The sequence below is a fragment of the Halorubrum sp. AJ67 genome (assembly GCF_000513435.1).
On record NZ_CBVY010000002.1, the window covers coordinates 316,433 to 324,390 of the forward strand.

The following is a 7,958-nucleotide window of genomic DNA, read 5'->3' on the forward strand; positions in this document are numbered from 1 at the left end:
CATCGCGCTCGGGTTCGCCGAGGACGGTGCCGACGTCGTCGCGACCAGCCGCTCCGCGGACGCCGTCGAGCGCGTCGCCGAGGAACTTCGCGAGCGCGGCGCGGCCACCGCCGAGGTGACGTGTGACGTGACCGACGCCGACTCCCTCGAAACCCTCCGCGACGCGACCGTCGAAGAAGTCGGCGACGTCGACATCCTCGTCAACTCGGCGGGGACGGTCGCTCAGTCGCCGATCACCGAGATGACCGACGAGGAGTGGCAACAGGACATCGAGGTCGATCTCACCGGCGTCTTCACGGCCTGTCAGGTGTTCGCCCGGGAGATGGACGCCGGGAGCATCATCAACATCTCCTCGATGTCCGCCGACCAGGCCCGGGAAGCCCGGGCGGCCTACTGCGCGGCGAAGAGCGGCGTGAACGGGCTGACGCGCGCCGCCGCGGCCGACCTCGCGCCCGACATCCGCGTGAACGCCATCGCGCCCGGCTTCGTCAAGACCGAGATGGCCGGCCCGAAGCTCGACGACGGCTCCGAGTTCCGCGAGACCGTCGACGAGCGCACCCCGATGGGTCGAGTCGCCACGCCCGACGAGATGGTCGGGACCGCGCTCTACCTCGCGAGCGACGCCGCCTCCTTCACGACCGGCGAAGTGATCACCGTCGACGGCGGGTACGACGACAGCGCGCAGTAACTCGGGGCCGAACCCCGCACACGGAACTACTATTGGGAGCGTCCACGAAGCCGACGCATGGACACGTCACTGATGTTGCCGCCGCGACCGGACCGGCGATGGACGCTCGCCCGCCAGCTCGGCGTCGAGGCCGCGGTCGTCCGGTTCTGGGGCGAAGAGGAGTGGTGGACGTACGACTCGCTGCTCGCGACGAAGAACCGGTTCGCCGACCACGGGCTCTCCTTGGACGTCGTCGAGGACCGCCCGCCGATGACGAAGACGGTACTCGGTCGAGACGGTCGCGACGAGGAGATCGAGACGGTCAAGCGGCTCATCCGCAACATGGGGCGGGTCGGCGTCGACGTCTACTGCTGGGTGTGGACCGAGAACCCGGTCGGCGTCCTCCGCACCACAGACGAGGTGCCGCTACGGGGAGACTCTCGGACGACCGCCTACGACCACGAGCAGTCCGAGCGCGCGCCCGACTATCCCGTGGACATCACCGAGGCGGAGCTCTGGGAGAACTTGGAGTACTTCCTCGACGAGGTCGTCCCGGTCGCCGAGGAGGCGGGCGTGAAGCTCGCGCTCCACCCCGACGACCCCCCTGTCGACTCCGTCCGCGGCGTCCCCCGGCTCGTCAGCTCCGTGGAGAACGTTCAGCGTATCTTAGATCTCCACGACAGCCCGAACCACGGGCTGACGTTCTGTCAGGGCAACTACGCCGCGATGGACGCAGACGTACCGGAGACGATTCGACGGTTCGGCGACCGCATCCACTTCGTCCACTTCCGGGACGTCGACGGGACGCCCGAGGAGTTCGTCGAGACGTGGCAGGACGACGGCCCGACGGACATGCTCGCCGCGATGGAGGCGTGCCGCGAGGTCGGGTTCGACGGCCCGATTCGCCCGGACCACGTCCCGCGGATGCTCGGCGAGGACCACCGCGACGACGCGCAGGCCGGCTACACCGACATGGGGCGGCTGTTCGCCGTCGGCTACATGACCGGCCTCTTAGAGCAGACCCGACCGACCGGCGACGGGCGGGCAGAGTGAGCCCCGTGAACGACCCGTCCCCGCCTCCAGTGCCGCCACGCGACGACGTGTCCCGCCCGTCGGGCGAACCGGGGAATCTACGCGTCCTCGACTGGGCGGGCTTCCGGAGCGCGGTCTCGTACACCTTCGACGACGCGCTCCCGTCGCACGTCGAGCACTACGGGGCGCTTCGGGCGGCCGGTGCCGACGTCACCTTCTACGTCTCCAGCGACCGCGACGCCTCGGCCGACGCCTGGCGGGCGATCGCCGCAGACGGCAACGAACTCGGCAACCACACCGCGAGCCACCCGCACGGCGACCTCACGGGCGGGAGCTTCGGGACGCCGCGGGAGAGCCGGCGGGCGGAGCTGGATGCGTGTACGTCGTACCTCACGGAGGACCTCGACCAGCCGGGCGTGACGACGATGGCGTCGCCGTTCGGCGACCGCGGCTGGCGTGACGCCGCCCGAGAGATGGGGCTGTTGCTGAACCGCGGCGTCGGCGGCGGGACCGTCGCACCCGACGGCGAGACGGACCCCTACGAGCTGCCCAGTTACGTCGCTGAATCCGGAGACACCGCGGAGACGTTCGACCGGCTGGTCGACGACGCGCGCGACGCGGGCGAGTGGCTCCTGTTCACGTTCCACAGTATCGCGCCGACCGACGAGGAGGGGTACGCGCCGGTCGAGGTCGACGAACTCGCGGCGAGCATCGAGCACGCGGCGACCGCCGGCGGCGTCTGGGTCGACACGGTCGCTCGCATCGGGTCGTACTGGCGGGCACAGCGATTCTTTGAGGGAGTGACTCCGACCGAAGTCGGAGACGAGACCGTCTGGGAGTGGGAGTGTCCCGACGCGTTCCCGGACGGTCAACGCCTCCGGGTCACCGTCGACGGCGGCACGCTCGAACAGAACGGACGCCCCCTACCGTGGAACGAACGGGGCTATTACGAGGTTTCACTGGACGCGGAGTCGCTGACGTTGACGCCCTGATCGGACGCGCCGACCGCCAGTGTCGGGACTTTTATTGTCGGTCTCGCTGGAACGACCGGTATGGGATTCATCGACGAAGAGTACCTGCTCGACTCCGAGACCGCCGTCGACCTCTACGACGCTATCGCGGACCTGCCCGTCGTCGACCCGCACAACCACATCGACCTCCGGGAGGTCGTCGACGACGAGCCGTGGAGCGACGTGTGGGAGGTCGAGGGCGCAACCGACCACTACGTCTGGCAGCTGATGCGCAAGCGCGGCGTTCCCGAGGAGAAGATTACGGGAGCCGCCGGCAACCGGGAGAAGTGGGACGCGCTGGCCGAGGTGTTTCCCGACTTCGCGGGGAACCCGACGTACGACTGGGTCCAGCTCGACTTAAAGCGCCGGTTCGGTATCGAGCAACCGTTGAACGCCGACACCGCCGACGAGATCTGGACGGAGACGAAACGCCAACTCGCGACCGACGCCATGCGGCCCCAATCGGTCCTCCGTGAGATGAACGTCGAGGTGCTGTGCAGCAGCGATGACCCGACCTCGCGGCTGGAGTACCACGAACGCGCCGAGACCGAGGTTCGGGGCGTCGAGGTCCGGCCGACGTGGCGGCCGGACCGCGCGCTGAAAGTCGAGACTCCGGCGTGGGAGTCGTTCGTCGACGAACTCGACGCGGTCACGGAGCCGGCCGTGGACGACTTCGAGGGCTTTCTGGACGCGCTCGCGGAGACCCACGACTACTTCGCCGATCACGGCTGTGTCGCCTGCGACATCGGGACCGGGACGACGCCGGTCTCTCGGCCCGTCAGCGTCGAGCGCGCCGGCGACGTGTACGCGAAGGCGCGCCGGGGCGCGAGCCTCACGGAGCCGGAGGTCCGCGACTACAAGGCGTTCCTGCTGGAGTTCGTCGGCGAACTGAACAGCGAGGCGGGCTGGACGACCCAGCTTCACGTCGGCGCGGTCCGCGATTACCGGGAGTCGCTCTACGACGACCTCGGGAAGAACGCGGGCGGGGACGTGTCGACGCAAGACGTCGACCTCGTGGATGGGCTGGACTACTTCCTCGACCGCTTCGACGGCGAGATGGAGATCGTCGTCTACACGCTCGACCCGGCGCACTACCCGAGCCTCGCGGTCGTCTCCCGCGCGTACCCGAACGTGAGCGTCGGGCCGGCGTGGTGGTTCAACGACAGCCCGATGGGGATCGAAACCCAGCTGGAACGGGTGGCGTCCGTCGACCTCCTCGCGAACCACGCCGGCATGGTCAGCGACTCCCGGAAGCTCGTCTCCTACGGCTCCCGCTTCGAGATGTTCCGCCGGTCGCTCGCGAACGCCGTCGGCAGGATGGTCGACCGCGGCCGGCTCCCCTACGACAACGCCGAGCGTCTCGTCGAGCACGTCGCCTACGATCGCCCGAAAGAGCTGTACGGGCTCTGAGGCGGCACCGGCGAGGATCCCGTAGACACAGGGCGATGTACCGCGGCTTTCGCGGTGGATCGAGACGCGGACGACGCCGGGCAGGCGCTCGGTTGGAGCGCGGGCGAGGGAGTGGCCTCGTTCGTCGAGTTATCTGATATATTCTGATATACAGAACACTTATCTGGATGTCTCGCCGGTAACCATTACAGTCGTACAATAGTAATAGTATACCAGAAACGAACGAGATACCCCGCCGAATTTCGGCGATTATCGCGGACAGCTCCCCCACCAACCGGAATCGAAACGCGTCGAACAACTGTTCTGTATAATAGAACGGGTATCAGTAGTTGATGTTCAGTTCGACGACGTTGGCCGCGCTGAGCACGCGTTCGGGGAGCCGGCCGTGGAGGTCGTCGTCGCTGACGCGGCTGGCGGGCGCGGACACGCTGATCGCGCCGAGGACCTCGTCCGAGGAGTCCTTGACCGGGGCCGCGATACAGCGCAGCCCTTCGAGCCGCTCCCCGTCGTCGATGGCGTATCCGCGGTCGCGGACGCCCTCCAGCGCGTCGAACAGCTCCTCGCGGGAGCCGACGCTCCGGGAGGTCTTCTGTTCAATTCCGTGCTGCTCGATGATCTCCTCGACGCGAGACTCGGGCAGGTACGCGAGGATCGCCTTCCCGAGTGCGGTGGTGTGGAGATGGGTCCGAAGCCCGGCGTATGTGTCGAGGTCGACGGCGTCCTCCCCCTTCGATCGCATCAGATAGACGCCCATCCCCTGTTCCTCGACGAGGAGGTTCGCGAGCTCGCCGGTCTCGTCCGCGAGCGACTTCACCTCCGGCTCGGCCACCTGATAGAACTCCATCGACTTCCGGGTAGACCCCCCGACTTCGAGGAACTTCAGCCCGAGCTGGTACTCGTCGCCGGATTTCAGCACGTATCCGTGCTTTCGTAGCGTCGTGAGGTGGTTGTGAACGGCGCTTTTCCCCATCTCCAGCCCGTCCGCCAGCTCCGTCACTCCGCACGGCTCGCGGTCCATCAGCTCCTCGACCAGCGCGAGGGTCTTTTCGGTGGTTCGAACCGGATGTTTTGCGTCCATACCGATCAATTACGACATATAGCAGTGATAAATGTTCTGGATAACAGAACAAAAATGAGATCACTCGCGGCGGTCGATGCGTGCTGAACGCACGGATCGCACCCGGACCCCGTGTTTCATTAGATTCCCCGTCGTGACTCCGAGCGTGAGTTCAGCATCAGCCGATGTCGTCGTCACGGGCGCGCTCGGTGGGGTCGGACAGTGGACGGTCGACAGACTCGTCGCGGACGGCCGCGATGTCGTCGGCCTCGACCGGCGACTCCCCGCCGAAGGCGGTCCCGAGGGTGCGTCGTTCTTCGAGGTCGACCTGACCGATCAGGGCGAGACGCTGGAGCTCGTCGCGAGCGCCGACCCCGACGCCGTCGTCCACCTCGCGGCGATTCCGGACCCGACCGGTCACGCCGAGTCGCGCGTGTTCACGAACAACACGGAGAGCGCGTACAACGTCTTCGACGCCGCCGGTCACGCCGGTGCGGACGTCGTGTGGGCGAGCTCCGAGTCCGCCTACGGGTTCCCGTTCGCCGACGAGGTGCTGAAACCCGAGTACGTCCCCGTCGACGAGGCGCACCCGCTCCGGCCGGAAGACGCCTACGGCGTCTCGAAGGAGGCCGGCGAAGCAGTCGCCCGATCGATGGCGCGGAAACACGACGTCTCGATCGCCTCGATCCGGCCGTCGTGGGTACAGTACCCCGGCGAGTACCTGACCGAACAGAACCGTGAGGCCTTCGACGTCGACGCGCTGGCCGCTCGCTCGACGGACGACCCGCCGGACGGCGGTATCGGGAACTTCTGGTCGTACGTCGACGTCCGCGACCTCACGTCGATGGTCACGGCGGCGGTGGACGCGGAAGTCGACGGCCACGAGGCGTACCTCTGTCACGCGGCGGAGAACTACCTCGGCGTCGACACCGCCGCCCTCTTCGACGCGCTGTTCGACGAGGCTCCGCCGTGCGACACCGACGGCGACGAGTCGGCGTTCACCACCGCGAAGGCCGAACGCGACCTCGGGTGGACGCCCGAACACACCTGGCGGGAGGCGGCCGACGAGGACGTCGACGGCCCAGAGTTCGCGTAGCGTCGGCGGCCGGCGTCGCTGTTCGTTGAGCGCGTCGCTGTTCGTCGAGCGCCTCGCTATTCCCCGAGCGCGTCGAGGACGGCCCCGTGCGCGGGCTTGCGCCGGAACTCCTCGTCGAACAGGAGCGGCGCGTCACCGAATCCCCGAGCCGGGAGCCACGACTGCCCGTCGTCGACGCCCCACGTGACGACCGTGTCGACGCCGGCGTCGACGGCGGCCGAGACGACGTCGTAGTAGTACTCGGCCTGCTCGTCGCGGTCCGCGACCGCCTCCCCGATGCCGACGTCGAGTCCGGTGATGTGGACGTCCAGCCCGAGGTCGGTGAGACGCTCGACGTTCGCGGCCACGTCCGCGGGCGGCACCACGTCGTCGAAGACGTGTAACTGGAGGCCGACGCCGTCGACGGGGACCTCGCGGGCGACGAGGTCTGACACGAGTTCGTAGACCTCGTCGGCCTTCGCGGACAGCCCGTCGGCTCCGTAGTCGTTGTAGAAGAGGTCGGCGTCCGAGACCGCGGCCGCGTGTTCGAACGCGCGGTCGATGTACTCCGGGCCGAGCGCGTTCAGCCACGCGTTCTCTCGGAGCCCGCCGTCGTCGGCGACCGCCTCGTTGACCACGTCCCACGCGTCCACTCGTCCCCGGTACCGGCCGGCAACCGTGTGGATGTGGTCGCTGAGCAGCCGTCGCATCTCCGCGTCCGAGCGCGCCCACGGCCGGACCCACTGGGGGTACATTCGGTGCCAGACCAGCGTGTGGCCGCGGACGTACATGTCGTGGCGGGCCGCGAAGTCGACGACGTCGGCGGCGGCCGCGAAGTCGTAGCCGGACTCGCCGTCCGCCAGCGGCCCCCACTTCATCGCGTTCTCCGCGGTGACCGCGTCGAACTCGCGGGCGACGGTCTCCCGGTAGTCGGTGTTCGTCCGGAGCGATTCGACGTCGACGGCGGCACCGACGTGGAGGTCCGCCTCCGCTGCGGCGTCGCGAAGCGTTCGCATAGCTGGTCTTTGCGGGGATTCGTCTTGAAACCGGGGGACTCCGAAGCTGCGTCGACAACACTTATTGGACGGCTGTGAGTGTCGTCGCGTACGGTGGTCCGGCTTCCGAACCTGCTCCGACTGCTTCTGCTGGGCATCGGCGCGCTGCTCGCCCGGCTCGGACTCGTCGGCCGCGAGCGAGCAGAGGAGACGACGGACCTCGCGTGGCCGCGCATCGTCACCGGCCTCGCGCGGATGTCCAAAAGCGTCGCGGACACCGCGATGGTCGGCGTCGCGCTCGGGCAGACGGCCATCGCCGGGATGGGGTTCGCCGGCCCGTTCTGGGGGGTGTCGTTCGCCGTCGGCGGCGGGACGGCGGCGGGCACCATCGCGTTGGTCTCCCAGCACTTCGGTGCCGACGACCGCGACGAACTCGGTCAAGTCGTTCGGTCGAGCGTCGTCCTCGCGACGGCGATCGCGCTCCCGGTCGCGGCGCTGTTCTGGCTGACCCCCCGGTCGCTCGTCGGGGTGCTGTCGGACGACCCGGCGGCGGTCGCGTACGGGGCCGACTACCTCCGCGTACTCGCGGTCGGCGTGCCGTTCGCCGTCCTCAATACGTATAACTTCGTATAATGTATGCTATACGAAGTTATTACGCTTTTGTACCCGTCGAGTGACTGAGTCGTGGGAGGGCAAGGCGCACAGGGGAGTA

At 68.0% G+C, this 7,958-nt stretch carries 7 protein-coding genes; 5 read left to right on the plus strand and 2 right to left on the minus strand.

Going from position 1 to position 7,958, the window contains the following annotated elements; all coding sequences use genetic code 11:
* The 4 genes from BN903_RS03315 to uxaC all read left to right on the plus strand — a co-directional run.
* On the plus strand, positions 1-688 hold a 688-nt coding region (locus tag BN903_RS03315), incomplete at its 5' end, for an SDR family NAD(P)-dependent oxidoreductase (RefSeq protein WP_048076362.1).
* Between the two features lie 57 nt (positions 689-745).
* Positions 746-1,720 carry a mannonate dehydratase gene (locus BN903_RS03320; RefSeq protein ID WP_195155696.1) on the plus strand — a complete coding sequence of 325 codons (975 nt, stop codon included), beginning with the start codon at positions 746-748 and terminating at the stop codon, positions 1,718-1,720.
* A 47-nt stretch (positions 1,721-1,767) separates the two neighbouring features.
* Positions 1,768-2,691, plus strand: a complete 924-nt coding sequence (locus BN903_RS03325) for a polysaccharide deacetylase family protein (RefSeq protein WP_195155697.1) — start codon at positions 1,768-1,770, stop codon at positions 2,689-2,691.
* A gap of 60 nt (positions 2,692-2,751) precedes the next feature.
* Complete coding sequence (uxaC, locus tag BN903_RS03330; protein ID WP_048076363.1) at positions 2,752-4,119, plus strand: glucuronate isomerase; 1,368 nt, start codon at positions 2,752-2,754, stop codon at positions 4,117-4,119.
* Between the two features lie 322 nt (positions 4,120-4,441).
* Here the strand turns inward: uxaC and xacR are convergent, their stop codons facing one another.
* Entirely contained in the window at positions 4,442-5,197 is a 756-nt protein-coding gene (gene xacR / locus BN903_RS03335) for an HTH-type transcriptional regulator XacR (protein WP_048076364.1), read from the minus strand.
* Between the two features lie 145 nt (positions 5,198-5,342).
* Between xacR and BN903_RS03340 the strand changes: the two genes are divergently transcribed.
* The gene (locus BN903_RS03340) at positions 5,343-6,272 is read left to right on the plus strand and encodes an NAD(P)-dependent oxidoreductase (RefSeq protein ID WP_048076365.1); all 930 of its coding nucleotides are present in this window, start codon (positions 5,343-5,345) and stop codon (positions 6,270-6,272) included.
* A 56-nt stretch (positions 6,273-6,328) separates the two neighbouring features.
* Here the strand turns inward: BN903_RS03340 and BN903_RS03345 are convergent, their stop codons facing one another.
* Positions 6,329-7,267 carry an endo-1,4-beta-xylanase gene (locus BN903_RS03345; RefSeq protein WP_048076366.1) on the minus strand — a complete coding sequence of 313 codons (939 nt, stop codon included), beginning with the start codon at positions 7,265-7,267 and terminating at the stop codon, positions 6,329-6,331.
* Positions 7,268-7,958: the final 691 nt, after the last annotated feature.

What these genes read in the sequence shown, in the direction of transcription:
- BN903_RS03320 (WP_195155696.1), top strand. Translation starts at nt 746, where the DNA reads ATGGACACGTCACTGATGTTGCCGCCGCGACCGGACCGGCGATGGACG.
- BN903_RS03345 (WP_048076366.1), bottom strand. Translation starts at nt 7,267, where the DNA reads ATGCGAACGCTTCGCGACGCCGCAGCGGAGGCGGACCTCCACGTCGGT.
- xacR (WP_048076364.1), bottom strand. Translation starts at nt 5,197, where the DNA reads ATGGACGCAAAACATCCGGTTCGAACCACCGAAAAGACCCTCGCGCTG.
- uxaC (WP_048076363.1), top strand. Translation starts at nt 2,752, where the DNA reads ATGGGATTCATCGACGAAGAGTACCTGCTCGACTCCGAGACCGCCGTC.